Origin of the sequence: Rahnella sp. Larv3_ips (assembly GCF_003697865.1) — a bacterium.
GTDB classification, from domain to species: Bacteria; Pseudomonadota; Gammaproteobacteria; order Enterobacterales; family Enterobacteriaceae; genus Rahnella; species Rahnella rivi.
On the sequence record NZ_MJIB01000014.1, the window covers coordinates 87,958 to 110,986 of the forward strand.

9 protein-coding genes are annotated in these 23,029 nt (G+C 51.2%); 7 read left to right on the plus strand and 2 right to left on the minus strand.

All coding sequences use genetic code 11. The features are described 5' to 3' along the window. Positions 1 to 101 precede the first annotated feature (101 nt). Together ED901_RS17085 and ED901_RS17090 are read left to right on the plus strand one after the other, a co-directional pair. Positions 102 to 1,772, plus strand: coding sequence for a methyl-accepting chemotaxis protein (locus ED901_RS17085; protein ID WP_122096623.1), 1,671 nt, complete (start codon positions 102 to 104; stop codon positions 1,770 to 1,772). Positions 1,773 to 2,009: 237 nt separating this feature from the next. Further along, complete coding sequence (locus ED901_RS17090; RefSeq protein WP_122096624.1) at positions 2,010 to 2,396, plus strand: YebG family protein; 387 nt, start codon at positions 2,010 to 2,012, stop codon at positions 2,394 to 2,396. A 92-nt stretch (positions 2,397 to 2,488) separates the two neighbouring features. Here ED901_RS17090 and ED901_RS17095 read toward each other — a convergent pair whose 3' ends face one another. Then, on the minus strand, positions 2,489 to 3,121 hold the full coding sequence (locus ED901_RS17095; protein ID WP_122096625.1) for a M35 family metallo-endopeptidase: 633 nt from the start codon (positions 3,119 to 3,121) through the stop codon (positions 2,489 to 2,491). 342 nt (positions 3,122 to 3,463) lie between these two features. On the opposite strand from ED901_RS17095, the gene ED901_RS17100 reads away from it, so the two are divergent. Then, positions 3,464 to 4,357: a LysR family transcriptional regulator gene (locus ED901_RS17100; RefSeq protein WP_122096626.1), complete on the plus strand. Its 894-nt coding sequence runs from the start codon at positions 3,464 to 3,466 to the stop codon at positions 4,355 to 4,357. A gap of 40 nt (positions 4,358 to 4,397) precedes the next feature. On the opposite strand, the gene ED901_RS17105 is transcribed toward ED901_RS17100, so the two are convergent. Continuing rightward, positions 4,398 to 5,387, minus strand: a complete 990-nt coding sequence (locus ED901_RS17105; RefSeq protein ID WP_122096627.1) for an aldo/keto reductase — start codon at positions 5,385 to 5,387, stop codon at positions 4,398 to 4,400. 372 nt (positions 5,388 to 5,759) lie between these two features. Here ED901_RS17105 and umuD point away from each other — a divergent pair, with 372 nt between their 5' ends. From umuD to ED901_RS17125, 4 genes are all read left to right on the plus strand, one after another. After that, positions 5,760 to 6,197 (plus strand): translesion error-prone DNA polymerase V autoproteolytic subunit, encoded by a 438-nt coding sequence (gene umuD / locus ED901_RS17110; RefSeq protein ID WP_122096628.1) that lies wholly within the window; start codon positions 5,760 to 5,762, stop codon positions 6,195 to 6,197. After that, positions 6,181 to 7,446, plus strand: coding sequence for a translesion error-prone DNA polymerase V subunit UmuC (umuC, locus tag ED901_RS17115; protein ID WP_122096629.1), 1,266 nt, complete (start codon positions 6,181 to 6,183; stop codon positions 7,444 to 7,446). The genes umuD and umuC overlap by 17 nt, the downstream gene beginning before the upstream one ends. Before the next feature lie 401 nt (positions 7,447 to 7,847). Beyond that, complete coding sequence (locus tag ED901_RS17120) at positions 7,848 to 8,804, plus strand: LysR family transcriptional regulator (RefSeq protein WP_122096630.1); 957 nt, start codon at positions 7,848 to 7,850, stop codon at positions 8,802 to 8,804. Positions 8,805 to 9,071: 267 nt separating this feature from the next. After that, positions 9,072 to 22,964: an autotransporter-associated beta strand repeat-containing protein gene (locus tag ED901_RS17125; protein ID WP_162997890.1), complete on the plus strand. Its 13,893-nt coding sequence runs from the start codon at positions 9,072 to 9,074 to the stop codon at positions 22,962 to 22,964. Positions 22,965 to 23,029: the final 65 nt, after the last annotated feature.

Below are 23,029 nucleotides of genomic sequence, written 5' to 3' on the forward strand. Positions count from 1 at the left end.
ATTAAATAAGATATTCGAAAGTAGTTTCGCTATGAAATCGTCAATATTTTGAATTATTTTTGATGGTATTTGTTTTTTATAGTCAGGAAATAAGGGAAAAAATGTTCAATTTTATCAGCAATATGAAGGTAGGCGCTCGTCTGGGCGCCGCCTTCGGTCTGGTTGTTTTGTTATTAATCATCGTCAGCGTTACCGCCATCACCAAAATAAGCAGCATTAACGACGCCGTAGAACAAATTATCGGCGATCGCTATGTCAAAGTGCGTCTGGCTTTTGATGTTCGTGACAGCGTCAATTCACAGATTAAATTCCTGCGCGGCATTGTTATTGATATTAAAAACCCTGAGCAAAATAAAAATCGTTATTTGCAGCTTGATAGCGCAACTCAGGAAACGAATTCCTCAATGAATAAAATTGCCGCGATCCAGAGCACGGTGACCGGGAAACAAAAAATTCAGGTGTTGCAAAAGGCCGGTGAAACGTTCGAAACCGCCAAGCAGGAGCTGATCGCACTGACCCGCGCCGGGGATGTGGACGGCGCCAACGAATACGTGTTGCGTAAACTGACCACCTCGCAAAATGCGTTCTTAGACCTGGCGAACGCGTTCGCGAATTCACAGGACCAACAACTGCGTGCCGAAGGCAAACAGGCCGTCGCAGAGGGCGCAACGGCCATTCAGCTGACGCTTATCTTCTCCGTCATCGCCGTTCTGCTGGCGATGATCATGGGCTATTTCCTCACCCGTTCCATTACCCGCCCGCTGGGCACGGCGGTGCAGGTGGCGGAAAGTGTCGCCGCCGGGGATCTGACCACGGACATCCGCGTGACCTCCACCGATGAAACCGGCCAGCTGATGCAGGGGCTGAAAAATATGAATGAAAACCTGCTCAGGATCGTCACCGAAGTGCGTTCGGGTACGCAGGCCATCAGCAGTGCGTCCAGTCAGATTGCAGCGGGTAACCTGGATCTCTCTTCCCGCACCGAACAGCAGGCCAGCTCGCTGGAAGAAACCGCGTCGGCCATGGAAGAAATGACCGCCACCGTGAAACAGAACGCCGACAACGCGCGTCAGGCGAATCAGCTTGCCGCGAAGGCGTCGCGTGTTGCCGTCGAAGGCGGGGAAGTGGTCGGGCAGGTGGTCAGCACGATGGAAGGCATTAACGTTTCCTCACGCAAAATTGTCGATATCATTTCTGTGATTGACGGCATCGCTTTCCAGACCAACATTCTGGCGCTGAACGCCGCGGTAGAAGCCGCCCGCGCGGGTGAGCAGGGGCGTGGATTTGCGGTGGTGGCCTCGGAAGTTCGCAACCTCGCGCAGCGCTCTGCCTCTGCGGCAAAAGAGATCAAAGTGCTGATCGACGATTCTGTGTCGAAAGTCGATAACGGCACGCAACTGGTGGCGAAAGCCGGTGCCACCATGGCGGAAGTGGTGTCCAGCGTGAAGAACGTGACGGATATCGTCGGTGAAATCTCTATCGCCAGCCATGAGCAAAGCACGGGGATCGAAGAGATCAACAAAGCCATCACCCAAATGGACGAAGTGACGCAGCAGAACGCCGCGTTAGTGCAGGAAGCCTCGTCGGCGGCGTATTCCCTGAACGAGCAGGCCGAGCGTCTGGCGGAGTCCATCAGCATCTTTAAAGTCAGTGCGGCGGGAGTGAACACACCGGTGCGTCAGACGCCGCCGTTGAAAAGATCGGCGCTGCTGTCTCACCGCATGAATTCTCCGCTGGACAAAGGTGATGAAGGTTCCTGGGAGACGTTTTAATTCCGGGTTGATCGTCTCTTTCCGATAAACCTCTGACGCCAGCCCACGGGCGTCAGAGGTTGCTCAGCCTCTGTTTCTTATTCCGATAGCCGCTTTTTCTCCCGCTGAAAACCTCTTTCATTGATCCCGCCGTATAATGCGCGCCATTAAAAATACGCATCAAAAATTTAAATGTATGATGTCAGCGTTACCCATTGTTGATATACTGTACATAATTACAGTATAAGGAGTGAAATCATGGCTGTTGAAACAAAATTTGTGGTGGTCAGAAAAGGTGAAGAAAAAATGACATTTGCCAATAAGAAAGAAGCAGACGCCTACGACAAAATGCTCGACATGGCAGATACTTTTACTGACTGGCTGTTACAGAGCAATATTGAAATCGACGAAGCGCTGGCGGAAACCATCGCCATGCACCTCGCCGAGCAGAAAGACGCCGTTCAGCACATCCTGCGCACCAGTAAACTGCCTGAAACGGAAAGTGCCCCGGCGAACGTCGCAGCTCAATCAGACGTGACGGAAGAGGCTGATGCACAAGACGAGCATACCGAAGACGCGCAAATGGAAGAACAGCCGGAAGAAGCGGTAAAAACCAAAAAGGTACGCGCCGTCAAAGCGGCCTGATGACCTGACGATAACGCCCTGATCGCGGTTTCCCGCTGTCAGGGCGTTTTTGCGTGGGCAGGCGGGCGACGCGCACTGACACCGGGATCGGATCAGGAACACATCTCTATACAGAAACCATAATTGTCCGCGTTATGTAACGCGTATTGCGGATCTTTATCGCGTAAGTTTTTTGCCTCGTGGGCATATTTCTCGGCAGAGTAGTTGCCCGTTTTCCGGTTGGTGCCAATCACCAGATGAGAAAGCTCGTGTGCCAACGCAATAATCTGCACGCCGTTGTTATTCCGGTTTTTCATCAGATATTTCACCCGGTCATTGGTCTGTGCGGTACAGAATTTCCTGGTTAAATAAATGGCGGGAACACGTAAAGGATCATCGAGACGCCGGGAATAAGTATACGCAATCGCGGTGGGAATATTGGCAAGGGGATCAAAAGCAATCGTCAATGGCTTGGTTGAATTAACGAAGTTCTGTAATAACGTCAGCCTGGCCAGAAGTTCCGGTGACGACTCCATGTGTTTTCCAAACCAGCTTTGTCGCGCCCAGCGCGCTCTGGCGGTATCCTGAGTGCAATATTGCAGGCCTGCCACCACCGCATTCCATGCCTGCATAATCACTTCCCGCGGGGCGATATGTTCAATGACATCGTGGGTAATATGAGGAGTCATAAAAACCTTAATTATGTGAAGCGATCCCGCCTCGTTATCTGAATGGACGAGTAGCATACCTTTTTATTCAGGCTGTTATTAGCCGGGCGGAGTTAATTCGTTATTCCGGAGGGCGTTATTTCATAATGATTTTCCAGGCTGGCGGAAATAAGCTAATAAGTATTTATGCCATCAATTGTTTTTAATTCATATATTCTAATTTCAAATGTATTTTTTCATTATTACGGGCGCGGCATCACGGCAATGCTTTTTCGCGCTCACCCGGCCTCTGTGGGTAAACCCACGAAAATCCTCATAAAAAACAAGCATAACATCGCCCTGCGGGGGTAAACTGTCTGCGTTCATGAACTGACTTCATGAGTGCCACCTTCTGCCGCCATGCTTTTTAAGGAATACGCCATGCTAAAAGAAAACTTCAATGAGCTTCAGGTCTTTCTGGTCGTTGCCAGAGAGAGAAGTTTTACCAAAGCAGCGGGTAAACTGGGCGTCTCGCAGTCAGCGTTAAGCCATGCGATTAAAGGGCTGGAAGAGCGGTTAAACCTTCGTCTTCTCACCCGTACCACCCGCAGCGTCGCCCCGACGGAAGCGGGAGAGAGCATTATTGCCTGTCTTGAGCCACGCCTTGCCGATCTTGAGCAGGAACTTGACACCCTTCTTCAGAGCAACCGCGCCCCGTCCGGCAATATCAGGATTTCTGCGGGTGAACATGCCGCCCAAACTCTGCTGTGGCCAAAGCTAAAACCGTTCTTGTGGGAATACCCGGAAATTAATGTCGAACTGGTGGTCGATAACGGCTTCGTAAATATCGTCGATGGCCGGTTCGATGCCGGGGTTCGTCTGGGCGAGAGTGTGGATAAGGACATGGTGGCGGTCAAAATGGGGGGAGACATGCGCATGGTGGTGGTCGGCGCACCGTCGTATTTCAGCGATTACGGCACCCCGCGTACGCCGCATGAATTGCAGGATCACCGGTGTATTAACATGCGGCTGCCTACTGCCGGAGGCATATATCACTGGGAGTTTGAAAAAGAGGGCAAGCCGTTGCGCGTGAGGGTCGAAGGGCAGCTGATTTTCAATCATCTGGCTGAAAGAATTGATGCCGTGTTGTCCGGATTTGGTATTGCCTGTGTGCCGGAAGATTTGGTGGCAGAAGCGGTTAAATCGGGAGCCCTGATCCAGATCCTCGACGAATGGTGCCCGTCATTCCCGGGCTATTACCTGTATTACCCGAGCCGCAAGCAGCACCCACCGGCTTTCGCACTGATGATTGATGCGCTGCGTTACAAAGAATGAATGACCGGCGGAATCTGCGAGAAACCGCCGGTCAGATGGCTTAACGCCCGACCCGCGCCTGCAATGCCGCCGGATAGCGCTCGCCGGTAATGTTGACCGAGTCCAGAGCCTGCGAGATTTTTTGCAAATCATCCGGTGAGAGCACCACGTCGGCTGCGGCCATGTTCTCTTCCAGACGATGCAGCTTAGTGGTGCCGGGGATAGGAACAATCCACGGTTTTTGCGCCAGTAACCAGGCCAGTGCAATTTGCGCGGAGGTAACGTGTTTTTCTGCCGCCAGTCCGGACAGCAAGACCGTCAGGTGTTCATTGGCCTCAAGCGCTTCAGCGGCAAAACGTGGCACTATGCTGCGGAAATCATCCTCGCCAAAGGTGGTACCCGTTTTGATGGCCCCGGTCAAAAAGCCTTTCCCTAACGGGCTGAACGGCACGAAGCCAATGCCCAGTTCTTCAAGCGTCGGTAAAATCTCTTGCTCAGGCTGACGCCACCACATGGAGTATTCACTTTGCAGTGCCGTCACCGGCTGAACCGCATGAGCCCGGCGAATGGTTTCAACACCCGCTTCGGACAACCCGAAATGCTTCACTTTCCCTTCGGCAATCAGGTCTTTTACCGCCCCAGCCACCTCTTCAATCGGTACGTCAGGATCGACACGGTGCTGATAAAGCAGATCGATAACATCCGTTTTCAACCGACGCAGTGAACCTTCAACCGCCTGACGAATATGCTCCGGGCGGCTGTTTAAATTCTGCTGTTTATTATCGTCGCCAAAGGTGAAGCCAAACTTGGTTGCAATAACGACCCGGTCGCGAAACGGTTTTAAGGCTTCCCCGACGACATCTTCATTCAGATAAGGGCCATACACTTCGGCGGTATCAAAAAATGTCACGCCGCGCTCAACGGCGGCACGGATTAACGCGACAGCCTCGCGGGTATCTGTCGCCGGGCCGTAGCCGTGGCTCAACCCCATACACCCCAGGCCGAGCGCTGAGACTTCAAGCCCTGAATTACCGAGATAGCGTTTTTGCATTGTTCAGTTCCTCACGATTTAGGTGAATCACAGGCGATGACATATCGCGGTGATGAATGAAGAGTAGCGTTAATCCATTAATAAATAATGGCGTGTAAACGGATAGACTCTATGAACTGAGTTCATGAATAGGGCGTTCAGCTGACAATAACGTCATGCCGGGCACGCATGGCTGAGACTACATGGCGTCTGCCAGAGCAGGGTGCGGAAAGCGTTGCTATGCGAAAAAGGCGCTGATTATCTTTTTAGTGAGATCAAGCTGATAGTCTTGCGAACGAGAGGAGCGGGGGTTTATCCACGCCGGGAGCATTGATCTGAAAATCTCATCAACTATACTGTATATAAACACAGTAATTGATGTGAGAACCCCTTATGATGCTTTACAAGATAGCCACGCGGCAGCAAAAAACGAATATTCCTTTGTATTTAAACAATATTTCAGCAGGTTTCCCCAGCCCGGCTGCCGACTATGTGGAGAAAGGGATCGATCTGGTGGCACATCTGATCGCCCATCCTTCCTCTACGTATGTGCTTAAGGTGTCCGGGGATTCTATGCGGGACGCGGCGATTATCGATGGTTCCATGCTGCTGGTCGATTTCAGCCTCAAGCCTGCCCACAATGATATTGTTGTGGCCAGCCTCGATGGGGAATTCACCGTCAAAAGGCTGATGCTTCATCCTTTTCCTCATCTGCGCGCTGAAAATCCGGCTTATGCGCCGATCCCTCTGAATGAGGACCGAGAAGTCGAGATTGTCGGCGTGGTGACAACTGTTATCAGCATGATGCATCGCAATGTACGCACTCGCTGATGTGAACTCGTTTTACGCGAGCTGCGAAGTGGCCTGGCGGCCCGATCTGCAAGGCAGACCCGTCGTGGTGCTTTCCAACAATGACGGCTGCGTGATCGCACTGTCTGCGGAAGCGAAAGCGCTCAACATAAAAATGGGCGCGCCATACTTCAAACAAAAAGCCATTTTTCAGCAACATAACGTGGTGGTGTTCAGCAGTAACTATGAACTTTACGGAGATATGAGCCAGCGCGTGATGGATACGCTCGAGCAGATCTGTCCACAGATTGAAATTTATAGCATTGATGAAGCCTTTCTCGATCTTCGCGAGTTACCTCACAACACGGATTTGCACGCATTTGGCAAAAAGATACGGCAGACCGTGGGGCAGCATACCCGCCTGAAGATCGGCGTCGGCATCGCGCCGACCAAAACGCTGGCAAAACTCGCCAATTATGCTGCCAAAAAGTGGACTCAGTCCGAGGGCGTGATTGATCTGTCTGATCCCGCACGCCAGCGTAAACTGATGGCGCTTCTGCCCGTTGACGAGGTGTGGGGCATCGGGCGAAGGACATCAAAAAAACTGCATGATGCCGGTATCGATAAAGCCCTCAAACTGGCCGAATGCGACCTGGGATACATCAGGAAAAACTTTAGCGTGGTGATGGAAAGGACCGTGCGTGAACTGCGCGGAGAACCCTGTCTCGGATTTGAAGAATTTGCACCGGCTAAACAGCAAATTGTGTGTTCGCGCTCTTTCGGCACTCGGGTCAGCGCCTATCAGGAGATGCGCGAAGCCATCTGTTTTCACGCCAGCCGCGCGGCTGAAAAACTGCGTGGCGAGCATCAGTTTTGCCGGCAAATCTGCGTATTTATTAAAACCAGCCCTTTCGACAACGGCGGCATTTATTACGGCAACCTCGCCAATACCCGGCTGATGACGCCGACGCAGGATACCCGCGACATTATCTCAGCGGCGTTACGCTGCCTGGATAACGTCTGGAAAGAGGGCTACCGCTACCAAAAAGCGGGCGTGATGCTGGGTGACTTTTTCAGCCAGGGTGTGGCCCAGCTGCATTTGTTCGATGAGTCTCCGCCCCGGCCCAACAGCGATGCACTGATGACACTTTTTGATGACATCAATAAGAAAAGCAAAGGCACGCTGTGGTTTGCCGGGCAGGGCACCGACCGGCGCTGGCAGATGAAGCGCGACATGCTTTCACCGGCCTGGACCACCCGCTGGAGCGATGTGCCGATCGTGCGTGCGTGATGCGGGTGCAGCGGCCAGACGGGAAGCCTGGCCGCTGAGAAAAGTCCCGTTACGCCAGTTTCTAAAACTTCTCAATAACCTCAGCTTAACTGGATAAAAAAACACGTCAGGTACCACTGTCTGCATGAGGGTATTTGCAGATTTACTGCATCAGTGACAGGTCGAATTGCTTAAAAGTATCTCTTACTCTTTTGAATTACTTGATATTTAGCACAGCTTAATCGCATGTAAGTATTTGTGCTTTGCTCATTTCAAGCACGCGTTGTTACTATGCACTCCGTTAAGCAAACGCTCTAAAACAAAGTTAAAACCCAGCGAGCAGACTCTGCTACGCTTCACAATGAAATTCTTTGGTTTTGGACGTTTTTTTAACTACATCGAACAGGGGTTTGAGACGGCATATGGTGAATAAAGAATTTATTTCTAATATCCAAAAAATGCATGGTTTTGATTTAAATCTCCTGTTGGTTTTTGAAGTCGTGTTTACCTACAAAAGCGTCACGAAAGCCGCACAAGTTCTTAATGTGAGTCCTTCCGCGATCAGTCAGTCGCTGACCAGACTCCGCGATTTCTTCTCTGACGCATTGTTTATCCGTAGCGGAAACGGGTTAGATGCGACAAAAACCGCAAAAGACTTGCACGTGCATTTGAACACGAACTTCAACCTTCAGCAGTTATTGGGAAGTTTGAACGATTTTTCCAACGTCATGGCAAAGAAAAAAATAGTTATTCATGCCACGCCTTATGTTGCATTGAGATTATTGCCTGCCATTTATACCGCAGTGGATAATGCAGGGCTGAATTGTGAAATTGTTCATATCAGTGCGGATTTAACCGAGAACAGCGCTGAAGATATTTTGACATACAGAAAGGCGGATATTGTATTTGATATAAAGCAAAATTATTCGTTCGCTACGATTTCAAAACATCTTTTGACTGAAAAGGCTGTGCCTATTTGCAGAAAGAATCACCCGCGATTAGGAACGACATTAAGTCCGGAAGAGATGCAATTTGAGAAGTCTACGTTCCTGAACGTAAACTCTGATGGGCTTAAGAAAACCCAGGCTGATATTCAGAATTATTTTAGTAGTCGCAATTTTTTGTTCAGCAGCGGCTCGATGTTCGTGAATGCCAGCATTGTTGAAACCTCGGATATTGTGAGTTTTGTTCCTAAATGGTTTGCGGATAAATTTGCAACCAGCTTTAATTTTAAAGTACTCGAGTGTTTATATGAGCCTGAGCCAGTAGATTTTTATATGATATATAATAAAAAATCACTTGATGACAGTCATTTTGTAGAGCTTTTAGAAATAACCGATAGATGTAAAGAATCAAACGTATGGAACCCTGCGCAGTAAAGGAACTACTTCAAATAGTCGTTAATTACTGAAGGAATTAATCTATCGTCATTGCACGATAGATCCTTCTGTTATTCAACTCGTAAATCAATCGGCAATCACTATCTTCTGTTTTGCTATCTTATTCTGTTTTATTACAGAAGGCATGTCAGCAAAAAAACAGAATAGGATCGGAATCAAATGAAAAGAAAATGTGAAAAAGTCTTTATATTAAAAAAACTATATAAAGAGTTGTCGTCTGCTTGTAAATCAATGCAGCACAACAATATGAATAATGCCTTTACTGGTTCTGAAAACATAACCCGTAATACTCTGATCAGTATTCTGGGTGGCGGCGCATTGCTTTTGGGCGGCTCTGCCTATGGTGCATCTGCCGACTGGACCGGTGCGGCTGATGACAACTGGAGTGAAGCATCAAACTGGTCATTATCATTGGTGCCAAATAGCGCAGGGACCAGTGTTAACTTTATTAATAATGATGCTGTTAAGATTGATGGAAAAACAGTTTCCCTCGGAACGTCCACCAACACGATTGGCTCGCTTTCCATTGCGTCAACCGACATTTCCGCTATGTCGAATTTTGGCATTTCCGGCGGCACACTGAATTTCGATAATCTCGGCTCTGACTCGCTGATTTCTCTCCTGGACAGTATTAACGCGACGATTGATTCGAAAATCACCACCAGCAACAACCTGAATATTACCAATGACAGCACCTACGGCGCAAAACTTACGCTGAATGGGACGATTAATGGCGGCGGGAAAAAATTAACATTTGAAGATGGAACAAATAACAAGATCATTGTTAATGGGGCAATAACTAATGCCTCTTCCGTTAATAAAGAGGGTGTGGGTAGCCTGGCTTTAAATGGCGCGAACTCCTTCAATGGTCAGTTTAATTTCAATGCCGGTACCGTTGCTGTGGGTAATAATTCCGCATTCGGAAATGCCATCATTGTTTTAGCCGACGGTGGCGATCAAGAATTCGATGTTTCATCCGGCAGTCGTACCCTTAGCAACCAGGTTACGCTTAATGACGGATTCAGCGTTGCCGGCGTAGGTAAAACGCTCAAATTAAATGCTAATGAAATCGCCACGCTGACAAAAGACTTAAATCTGGAAGCCGGTAATGGCGCAACATTAGATTTCGGATCTAATTTCGCATTGCAGGGTAGCAGTGCCATCAACAAAACCGACAAAGGCACCCTGGTACTTGAATCAAAAAATAACACCTTCTCCGGTGGCCTGAACATTCAACAAGGCGCTGTCGGCACTGGCACAGTTTCCGATACCTTAACGATTGGTAATGCCAGTGGCACCAATCATATGCTCGGCACCGGCGATATTGACGTTTCGAGCGCATCTTCAATTCTGAATATTAATACCTCTGCAACAGGCAATGTCGATTTTGCAGGCAGTACCACCAAAATAACAGATGGTGCGACGATTAATGTGTTGGGCGGAGGTACGACTACATTATCTGGCGGTACTATTGATTTTGGTAATAGTGCAACCAAAGGAAGCCTTCACTCCAGCGGCTCAGTTGTTTTGGGCAATACCACTTTACTTAATAGTGGTGGCGTAATTCTGGATGTAGGGAAAGACCTGACGATATTGTCAGGTTCTACCAGTGTGCAATCCGGAATAGGCATCACTATGGATTCCGCCTCAGCACAGAACATTAACGGTACGGGTGCCATTACAGGCGTCGGGGCGTTGACGAAGTCAGGAAAAGGCACCCTGACTGTGCAAAGCGGAATAACCGATTTGGGCCTTCTGTCGCTCACTGCGTTAGACGGAACTCTGGATCTGGGCACCGCTACGATAGCCACCTCTACCGTCAATTTAGGCGGCGGTACGCTTGTCATGCATCAGGCTGATCAGATTTCACCGTGGATGGATCTCAATTTAGTTCAGGACACTGATTCAACACTGAATTTTAACGGCTATGATCAACACTTCACCGGCGTAAACAGCGGCAATAACAGTTCACTGACCGTCAATATGGGCGGTACAGGTGGAAGTTCCAACCTGGTTGCTTTGGGTACGCTTTCCGGTGCAAGCGATGCACTGCGTATCGGTGGCTGGGAAGGCAATCTGGGTTCATCGCTGGATCATGTCACTGTTGATAACACGCTGACTGCCGATCAACTGAGTTCTGTCTGGTTCCAGGGCTTTAACCAGGGCGCAGTTCAGGTGGGTGACGAACTCCGTCCGCTTGAAAACATGACGGCAGAATGGAGCGGAGCGGCAGGAAGCTCTCTGTGGGGTAACGGCCAAAACTGGGTGGGTGGAGACACCTATAATATTCCTGACCACGCAGGTGCCTCTGTCATATTTGGCGCCTCCGCCACCGGCCTCAGCAGCCTGATTTTAGGGGGCACAGATCGTACTATTGGTTCATTAACCGTAGGTACTGGCGCTGCTGCCGGTTATGCCATGACGGTTAGCGGAGGAACTCTGATTTTTGATAGCGGCGATGCTAACACGCAAGCGGCTATCACCCAGACCGACCGCGATGGTACGTTGAACTTTAACAATGCTCAGTTAAACAGCGATACAGTAGTGACCACCGACTCACAAAGGTCAATCGGGGCTGTGGGCGTTGGTTTTAACAGCGTACTGACAGGTGCCGGGCAACTGATCGTCAATGGTCTGGTAAATCTGGGCCAGAACCTCGATTCTTCTAATTTCAGCGGCGATATCACTCTTCTTTCAAACTCTATGCTCCGACTCGCTAATTCAGCGGGCACCGGCGAGATAACAATTGAAAACGGGGCATCCATTGTTTCCAATAATATCGGGCTAGATTCGATTGCTGTCGTGGATAACGCACTGGATATCAACGGTGATTTCTCGGCGCAAAATATAGATTTCACCCATGCTCAAGATTTCAACTTAGACGGTATTGACAGAACGATCCGTGTAAATGGGCAGGTCACCTTTGAAAGCGGGACCAACTTCACCGGAAATGGCTCTCTGACGTCAGTATCCAATGGCTATGGCGGTGGAGTTTTAAACCTGGAGAGTGCCAATAATACCTTTGGCGGCGGTCTGTTTGTCACGAACACGGGAAATGCCGCGGGAGGGGTTTCAACCTCATTAACCAGCGATTTGAATATCGGTCAACTGGAAGCCGGTCATAACTACCTGGGTTCCGGCAATATTACCGTGAGTAACGGCAACAAGGTCACGATAGACAGTCATGGCTATAACGCCACGCTCAACGATTCCACACTGACGCTGCAAAACAACGGTGGATTGGATTATTTAGACGGCGGTACTTTCACTCTGGCCAGTGGTGTACTGGACGGTGGGACGGCGAATAGCAAAGGAACGCTGGGCGTATCAGGGGATCTTATTTTCTCTGGCACGACGCTGGTCAATACACCCAATATCGTTATGAGCAGCGAAGATTCAAATACCATTAGCTCAACGGTTGGCGGCACAATTTCTGGTTTGGGGCATGTCTCTAAATTAGGCTCCGGCACGGTAAAAATTGATGACAGCATCACGGATTTATCTGCCATCGACCTGAATATTACCGAAGGGACAATCGAATTATCCCGGGATAACCAGATCACCTCGTCTACTAATCTGGTGCTTAATGGCGGTGCGCTGGATACCGATAACTATCAGCAAAGTTTAGGCTCATTATCCTTGCTGGATAACTCCACCATTCTGATGGATAACAGTGGAATAACCGTAGCCTCACGTAATAAAAAATCCAATGGTTGGGTCGACGGCAAGATATTAACGCTGGCAAGTTCCAGTGCCTGGGATCAGGTGGGTGGCTCGTATCTGCGCTTCGCCGCGGACCCAACATTTACCACTAATCAATTATCTAATGTGGCGTTTACAGGCTATGAATCCGGTGCGTATGTCTCAGACTCGCTGTATAGCGGTTTCTGGACGCTATTACCGAATGGCGATGCGACCAACGAATGGAATGGCGCGACGTCAAATCCCGATTACCTCTGGAGTGATGCAGCAAACTGGCTGGCGGGTATCGTGCCTGATGCCGTCGATCAAAGTGCAACCATCCGCGATCTCGATGGCAAGTTAAATGGTAAAACCATCAAGGTCGATGGCGATTATACGTTAGGCCACCTTATGATTGAGGCGGTCGGAAAGGAAAGCTTTACGCTGGGAGGGAATGGCTCCCTTACCTTTGATGACAACAGTGACGCCATCCTGCACCACTCAGGTAACAACATCGTCACTTTCACTGCCGATGTGCATCTGGCTGATACGCTTAACTATATTGATGATGTTGCCAAAACCGTCGGTTATCTTGACTGGACGGGCGATGTCGATGGCAACGGCGGCATCAACAAAACTGGCACGGGTACGCTGCGTATTTCCGGCGGGTCGGCAAACTCTTATACCGGCGGGTTCTTCTGGAAAGATGCCTCTGTTATTCAAATTAACGAAGACGGTTCACTGTTCGGCACCGCGGGTTTAACCGTAGGTAACGGCGGCGCCGGCACCTATACGCTTGAATCTCGTGATGGGGATCATACCGTGGACGGGCCGTTATTCATTGACGGTAATCTGGCATTACGTCGTGATACGGATGCCGGAATCATCAGCACCAATGGCGGTGACCTGACATTTACTGGCTCAACAACATTAACCGCGGGTCAGCATTCCCTTGATGCCGGCTATGGCAGCCAACTGATTCTGGATGGCGATATCTCCGGCTCGGGGGGTATCAGAAACACCGGCTCCGGTACGCTGGTTCTGAATGGCGCTAATAATACCTTCACCGGTGGTGTAGTGCTCGATGGCACTAATGTGGTGGTTGCCCACGACCAGGGGTTGGGAACGGGTACGATCTCTGTCACTAATGGTTCTGTAAGCCATGGGATAACCTATAACAGTACCGGTAGATCTGACTTCCTGGAGTTAAGTAATGAGCTGAATTTAGCCGGCGGCATGACATTGTCAGGCAATATTAACTTTGACCACCAGGGGACCAGTACCGTTTCGAAAGTTAACGATATGAGTTCGAGTAGCATTTCTCAGATCGCATTTGGCAAGGACCATATTCTGGATGGTGCCGGTGGGTTTAACTTTGGTCGTATCGGTTCATACACAAACTCCGGCAGCTTCGTATTTCTGGGGCAAAACACCTTCAGCGGCGGGGTTAACGAGGCGTCTGGTCAGCTATATGTTGGCGCGGACTCGGTTAAAGATGCTTCAGGGAATATCATCAGCGGTGCGTTGGGGACCGGTGCGTATACCTCGAACGGTGGCTGGCTAGGCGCTTACAGTGAAACCGGCAGCGGGATCACCTCTCGCCGCATGTCTAATCAGATTGTCCTCGCGGGCTCAAACATCGGTATTACAAGTAGTGGCGATGCCAAAACCCTGATTTGGGACACCTCAACCATCGATTTGTCATCCACGAGTATGTCTTTATCGAATAACACCACCCTGTCTGTCGAGTCACAGTTTGTCGACAATAAGACGGGTAAACCCAGCCTGCTTGCGATAAGTGGTCCAGGTACTCTGGAATTAAAGAACGGCGACAATCAGATTTCCGGTGGCATTAAGGTCGGTAATTCGTCTACGTTGCTGGCTACTGCAACGGGCGATGTGACGACCGGAGCTGTCGACCAGGGTCATAACTACTTCGGCACAGGCCATCTCAATCTTGATAATGGTTTGACCAAAATTGTCACCACAGACGGTTCAACTGTTCGCCTTTCTGGTGACGGTATGACCATGAGTAATGGTGCAAGACTGGTCATTGAGGGGGGCGCGAACACTGACACCGTGTTCGATGGTAACTCAGCCTTTACCGGTACGAATACCACAGGCTCTATCACGACCTCAGGTAAACTGATTAAGAAAGGTGCCGGCACCACCACATCTGTGGGTGCTAAGTTGATTACCCCTGAATTGCTGATTGAACCTGATGCCACTCTGTCCCTGACGAATGCCAATCTGGTCGGCGTTGTCGGAACACTCAATCTTAACGGCGGCACTCTGGCGGTGAACGGTCTTAATCAGACCTTCAGCTCAGCCTCGCAAGTGGTGCTGAACGCTGACAGCCATATCGATTTTGGTGATGGTGCCAGTATCGTTACCGTCGGTTCCCTTAATATGACCGCCGACGGAAAATATGTCGGTCGCTCAGACCTGACCTTAAACCTTGATAACTGGGACGGTAATGCCAGCTCAGGCGGCGGCGCGGATCAGTTCGTGGTGCTCAATGGCCTGACGGACAACCAGAAGATCCAAAACATCTGGTTCACCGGCGGGTATGCGCCGGGTGCGAAAGCGCTGATTAATCCGAATGGCAGGACTGAACTGGTTCCAGTGGGCCTGGCGTATGTCTGGGATGATCATGCTAATAACGATCTGTGGTCATCCAGCAACTGGACCGATATCGGCTCACCAAACGGTGCTGGCGATTCGGCGGTATTTGATAATACTGACGCAAATCTTGATGGCAGCACGATTTCTCTTGGCCGAAATACGACTATTGGGTCTATTTCGTTTGAAAGCGACCAGGGCCAGGCCTTCACGCTGAGCGGGGGCACAATCACCCTCGATAGCGGTGATGTTAATACACCAGCGCTTATTCGTGTCATGAGTAATACTGCGCCAACCATCGCTTCACAGATTCTTTTGCAAAGTAATCTGAACATCTCTGAAGTGGATGCGCTCTCGGTACTGAACTTAACCGGTACGATCAGCGGTCCGTTTGTCGGGATTACTAAAACAGGCTTCGGTACTCTGGGTCTGATGTCTGCCGATTCAAACTACACCAACGGGACAACCATTGAAGGTGGCCTGCTGCAAGTAGGTGCATCCAGTTCACTGGATCAGTATGGCCGTGTGCTGAAAGGGCCTGCAGGTCTGGGGGTGTTGACCCTGGCAAACGGCAGCAGTATCGAAGCAGCCGGTGGCAATCAAACCTTACATAATGGCGTGGTATTCAACGGAAACGTGGGTGTCATGGGTGCCAATACCCTGACGCTTCAAGGCTCTCTGGGGAGTGAAGGCAAAATCGCGTCGGCGACGACGTTGAACGTGGCTGATGCGGCTGGCGCACTGACATTTGGCAGTGATCTGTTGCTGACCGGCACCGAGAACCTGACCAAAACCGGTTCGGGTACGGTTAACTTCAATTCCACGGCCACCAATTTTAGCGGCAATGTGCTTGTTAATCAGGGCAGCGTCGGTATCGGCACCAATAAGGGCTTTGGTCAGGGATCTGTTTCTCTGGCGAACGGCACCACTCTGGTTGCCAACACCAACGGGCTGGCGGTCGATAATAATATTTCCCTGGCTGCAGGTACTGAGTCCATCAACAGCGGTGCTCATAATCTCACCCTGACCGGCGACATTACTGGCGCAGGTACGCTGAACAAAACCGGTAGCGGTACGCTCACTCTGGACACTGTCTCCACCTACAGCGGCGGCACATCCGTGTCCGAAGGCGCTGTGGTCATGACTAACAATGACGCAGCGGGCGCAGGCAATATCAGCATCGCATCAGGGGCAGCGCTGAATGCTAATTTCTCAGGCGATACGCTGAGCAATGTGCTGACAGGCGCCGGTACCCTGAACATCAAGGGTACTGATGTGAAGGTTGCTGCGGATAACTCCGGTTTCAGCGGTGTGCTGGACGTTAATAACAATGCTTCAGCCATCGTGAACGATGCCGTAAGCCTCGGGCAGAGCAGTGTGGCACTGAGCGGCAACGGCGAACTGACGATTGCTCCGGCAGATGCAGATTTCATCTTTGATAACCAGCTTTCCGGTTCCGGTCTGCTGACCGTTGATTTGGGGGGTACCGATCACCAGTTCAACTTTGGTGCAAACACGGGCTCTGCCTTTACCGGTACAGCGGATATCGCTCATGGTATTGCGAATCTGGATGCCAACGCATCAACCGCGTTAGCTAACGCAACGCTGAAGCTTGAAGCAGGCAGTAAAGCAACCATGACCGGTAACGTCACGGCAGGTAACACGACGCTGAACGGTGGCAGCTTGCTGACTACGATGAACTCATCAGGTGTGATCGATGGGAAAATCACTACCAATACGCTCACGCTGAACAGCGGTTCCGTGCAGCTGGATCTGGCAGCAATGAATTCTGCTGCAGGTCTGTTGCTGGCCGATGACGGTGTGACGAATCAGCTGATTGCCGCCACCACCATTGCCGGTGATGTTAAAAACCTGCAAATGGTTGACGGCAAAGGCGCGGTAATGGGTGCTAACAGCGTACAAAACATTACCCAGGGTGGGAATGTTGTCGCGAAAGGCAACTACAGTGAGTCTCTGGCAAGCACCGGCGCGGGCGGCAACGGACTCTACGTTTCCTACCAGCTGGATCAGGTTGATCTGCAAGATAATCAAACGCTGTCTCTGAACGAAGGTACAGCAACCAACACGGCTGCTGAACTGAAAGCCAAACTGACTGGCGCAGGTAACCTGGATATCGCGGCGACCAATGCCATCACGATTTCAGGTGTTAACAATACTTATACTGGCACGACAACCGTTTCATCCGGCACCGCGAAAGCAGGTGCGGTGAATGTCTTTGCCAGCAGCAAAGCCGTTGATGTTAAAAAGAATGCCACGCTCGATCTGAACAGTAACGCGCAGCAGCTGAACAATCTGACCGGCGCGGGTAACGTTCTGGTATCAGCAGGATTAACCGCTAACAACACCGCAGACAGTACCTTCAGTGGTGTACTGAACGGAACAAGTTCATTAACCAAAACCGGCAGCGGCAAGCTGACCCTTTCCGGCGACAACACGCTGGGCGGCACCACGCAGATTAATGCGGGTACCCTTGCATTGCAGAGCAATAAATCGGTGGGTACTTCGGCGGTTTCTGTCGCTGCGGGTAGCAAACTGGATCTGGCATTCAGCAAGCTTGGCTTCAGCAACACGATTGCCGGCAACGGCACAGTGGACATTACGGGTACCGATGTTGGCCTGACGGGTGTCAATACGCTGGCAGGCATGTGGAACATCGTCGGTTCCGCGGCTGTGACGGCGATGAACAACCTCGGGACTGCGGGCGTTAACCTCAGCAGTGCTGCGAGCACACTGAATGTCACGCCGGCAGCGGGCAATATTGCCTTCGGCAACAAACTGACCGGAAACGGTACGCTGAATGTGCAGCTTGCTGACAACACGAAATCGTTTGATTTCACCTCCGCAGCGGGTAACGCGTTTACGGGTACTGTCGACCTGAAACAGACTTCATTTGCTCTGAAGGGCGACAATACCTCAGCGCTGACCAATGCCACGCTGAAGGCCGACAAAGACTCCATTGTGACGGTCGGCAGCGGCAATCAGCAAATCGGCGGTCTGACATTTGCCGGTGGTAAAGTCATTTTCGATGCCACTATCCCGGCTCAAACCCAGGCTAACGGCATTATTACAGCCAAAAATATCGACATTAACGGTGCAGGTACCGTGCAGGTAACGACGCCAACGTTGATGCCAACGGCGCCATCCGCAGGCGGCAACACCAATATTCTGTCTCAGGATGACTCAGGTGCTATCACTAAGCTGGCCGGTGCAGGCTCCATTACCGGTGCAGGCGGCGCGCTGACGCTCGTTGATCAGAACGGCAAGGTCATCAGTAACGGGCAGTCCATTGATATCTCCAGCGGCGGCAAAAAAGTTGCAACAGGTGTTTATGATTACCGCCTGAATACCGGTGATAAAAATGACGGCATGTATGTCTCTTACGCTCTGAAAAGTGTGGATGTTATCGACGGAGAGACGTTGTCTCTGACGCCTGATACCAGCGCAAGCGGTCTGGCAACAGACATGTCTGCAACCATTACCGGCAAAGGGAATCTTGATATTTCCGCCGGTGCGGGGCACACGGTGTCACTGACCAACGCATCTAATGCTTATACCGGGAAAACAACCGTTACCACCGGTACCCTGGCAGCAGGTTCCAATAACGCATTCGGTAAGACAAGTCTGCTGGATATCGCCGCGGCGGCAACAGCAGATCTGAATGGTTACAGCCAGACGGTAGGCAGCTTCAGCGGTGCGACAGGCTCTACGCTCAATGTTCACGGCGGGACATTGTCGATGACCAACGGCGGGACCTCTGACGGTGCATTAACCGGTGCAGGTCAGCTGAATGTTAATGGCGGTAATTTCGCAGTGAAAGGGGCTAACACCTCTCTGAGCTCGAATGTCTCTGTCGCTTCCGGCGCGTCTGCAACGCTAAACAACGTGGCAGGTCTGGGTAACACCGGCACCGTCACCACGGCGGGCAAACTGGAACTGAACAATGCGTCTGGCGTAATGGCGAAAAACATTGCCGGAAGCGGTTCTCTGGATCTGACGAATGGTTCAAACGTCACAGTAACCGGAACTAACACACTGTCCGGCGCGATTAACATTGCGGCTAATAACTCCGTGACGGCGTCACGTGCAGCCAACCTTGGCACAGCGACCATCAACAACACCGGCGGCTTTATTCTGGATACCGCCACCAACTGGACATTCACTAACGCCATCACCGGTGCGGGTCTGTTCACGAAAAATGGCACAGGTAATTTGACCATCAGCCGCGCGAATAATCGCACCGGCAGTACCAACATCGCCGCAGGTAAAATGACCCTGACCGATAAAGGCGCGCTCGGAACGGGTGTGGTTAACGTCAATACCGCTGCCGGAAACAGTGCGCAAGGTCTGAACCTGGCGTTCGGCACGGCACAAAGCTTCGCCTCCACGCTGGCAGGTGCGGGTGTGACGTCAGTCACCGGCGCAGGTACAGCAACGATCACCGGCGCAAACTCTGCGTATACCGGTAACTGGAATATCAGTGGTAAAGCGGCAGTCGATGCGGCAGCCACCACGTCCGGTCAACACCTTGGGACGGGCGCCATTAACCTGGTCAGCGGCGGTGCACTGAACACGGATACCACAGGTGCATTTGCTTTCAACAATCTGCTGACCGGTAACGGCACGCTGAATGCATCGAATGCGGGTAACGCATTCTCCTTCGGCAGCGGTGCAGGCCATGCATTCACCGGTACCGTGGCGCTGACGGATAACACCTTCAGCTTGTCTGGTGACAATACCGCCACCCTCGCCGGTGCAACATTGTCGTTAGGTGCCGGCAACGTGACCAAGGTGGGCAACGGTGTGCAAAACATCGGTAACCTGACGCTGGCGGGTGGTCGCATTGATTTCAGCAACACCACCATCCCGACGGATATCGCGGCGAAAGGCAGCGTTTCAACCGGCGTACTGGATGTCACTAAAGCCTCTGAAGTGAGCATCAGTGCAGCGGCGGCGGCGCAGGTCATTAACCCGGCACCGTCAGGTACGTTGAATCTGATGTCTCAGGATGACGATGCAAAACTGAAACTCATTGACTCCACCTCGATCGCGGCAGGCTCCTCTGTGGGCAACCTGAAGCTGGTCGACGCGCAGGGCAATGCGATCAGCGCAATGAACATCAATGACATCATTGAAGGCGGAAACACGGTGGCGATCGGTACTTACGATTACACCACCAGCTTCGGTGATACCAATGATGGCCTGTACGTGGGCTACGGCCTGAAGAAAGTGGATCTGCAGGCGGGTCAGTCCCTGACGTTGACGCCTGACGCCGGTGCCACCGGTGCCGCAATGGACTTCAGCACCCAAATTACAGGTACAGGTAACCTGGCAATCAACGCTGGCGTGGGTCGTTCGTTGTCGCTCTCTAACAACATGAATGATTTCACCGGTGAAACGGTTGTTCAAACGGGCGACTTAAAACTTGCTGCAGACGATGTGTTGGGCAAAACCGCCAATCTGGCGATTGACGGGGGTGCATCGGTTGATATGAATGGCCGTTCACAAACCATCGGCGCGCTCGCTGCGTATACCGGCAGCGTATTGAATCTCGACGGTACGCTGACAATTTCTGACAGCCAGCGTTCTGCGGGTGATGTATCCGGTGGATTTGCGAGCGATAACACGCTGTTCGGCAACGGTAAACTGGTTATCGATCCTTCCGTCATGAGCGTAGCGGGTACTCAGCTTGGCTTTACCGGCCAGATTGATGTCACCGACGGTTCACAACTGTTCCTCAATACCGCCGAAGCGTTTAACAATGCGCAGGGTATTACGCTGACCACTGACAGTGACAAAGTGACATTCGCTAACCTGTCAGCGCAGGACGCGTCATGGACTTCCACACCAGATGGCATCAGCAGCGTTGGTTTCTCTGGTCTGGGAAGCGTTGAACTGCGTGATGGCTCGAATGTAGCCTTGACCGGTGACAGCTCGGCATTCGAAGGACAGTTTGATGTTGCGAAAGACTCAACGCTGACTGCTGATGAGTCGAAAAATCTGGGTACCGCAGACCTGCTGCTGGATGGCACATTCAACGCCAACACTGAAACTGACTGGACATTCAGCAATAACGTGACCGGCAACGGTGAGTTCAACAAACTCGGTTCAGCGACGTTCATGGTGGACTCTCAACTGAGCGGTTTCAGCGGAAATACCACCGTCAGCGATGGCGTGATGATGCTGGGTAACCGCACATCAACAGCTTCAACGATGGCGGGTGACCTGAACATCAATGCGAACGGTACCTTCTCCGGTATCGGTGCGGTGAATGGCAGCGTCAATAACGAGGGTCGTATCGTTTCTTACAACGTACTTCCTCTGGTTAACGGCGGCGGTGATAGCGCAGTGTCTAACCTGACAGTGGGGTCATTGACCAACAGCGGTCTGGTGCAACTGGCCGGTCAAAATGTCGGTAACTCACTGACTGTTAAGGGCGACATGATCGGTGCGGGCGGTACTGTTGCCATCAATACCGTTCTGGGTAACGACGCCTCCGCGACGGATAAACTTATCCTGGATGGCGGTAAGACCACCGGCATAACCTCTCTGGCTGTCTTCAATAATGGCGGAGCAGGTGCTAAAACCGATATCGGCATTGAAGTTGTTGACGCCATCAATGGCGCAATCACGGAAAACGGTTCATTCACGCTTTCTTCACAGTCAACGGGCTATCGTTCTACCACCGGTACCCTGGCGATAGGGGCCTACGATTACGGTCTGGTGCGTGGCGGCAAAGGGGGCGATGCAGAAAGCTGGTACCTGAGCTCAACCAGCACAGAAGCTGAAGACGGTAATGAAGGTAACGAGGGTGATGACGATAAAGGCGGTGATGACGACAACAACAATAACAGCAACGCAGGTCTGCGTCCGGAAGCCGGGGTCTACGCAGGAAACATGCTGGCAGCTCAGTCAATGTTTGAAATGACGCTGCACGATCGTGAGAGCTATAACCGCTCAACCGGTCAGAACGGCGTTGAAGATGAGCATGCAAGTTGGGCGCGTGTTACCGGCAGCCACTCCTCAGGGAAAATGGCGAATGGCGCACTGTCAAACTCTGCGGATATATCTTCTGTCCAGATGGGTGTTGATCTGCTGAGCAAACCGGATACGCAGTTCGGTTCTGTGTATGCCGGTGTCATGGGCGGTTGGGGTTCTGCTAAGACCTACGCCAAAAAAGATCAAGGCAATCACATTCACGCCGATGGCTCTGTAAGTGGTTACTCAGCCGGTGTTTATGGCACCTGGTATGAGAAAGACAAAGATCTGGGCGGCGCCTATGTCGATTCATGGATGCAACACAACTGGTTTGATAACAGCGTTCATGGCTTCGGTTTACCAGAGGAATCGTATGGTTCTCAAATGGACACCGTTTCAGTGGAAACTGGCTATGCTATTAAGCTGAGTGATGATGAAAACACTAAGATTTTCGTCGAACCTCAGGGCCAGTTGAAATATTCCTCTTACCGTTCAGACAACCATACAGAAGTCGGTGGGACGAAAGTGAGTACAGAGGATGCGGAAGGTGTTACCGCGCGTGCAGGTGCCCGTCTGTATGGCGTTCATACGCTGAAAGGTGGTCAGACGATTCGACCGTTTGTTGAGGTCAACTACTGGTACACACAGAACACCGGCACAGTCGTGATGAATGACGACGCGATTAAAAGTGGAGCACCTAAATCGTACGGAGAAGTGAAGGCAGGGATTGTCAGTGATGTGACGAGAAACCTGCAGGTCACGACGCAGGTCGGCGGGCAGTCTGGAGATAATGACTTCACCTCATTGTCCGGCCAGATCGGTATCAAATACTCCTGGTAAAGCCATTTTGTAATATCAGGAACAGTGCCCGGTTGAAATCCGCCGGGTACTGTTCCCCCTTAGCA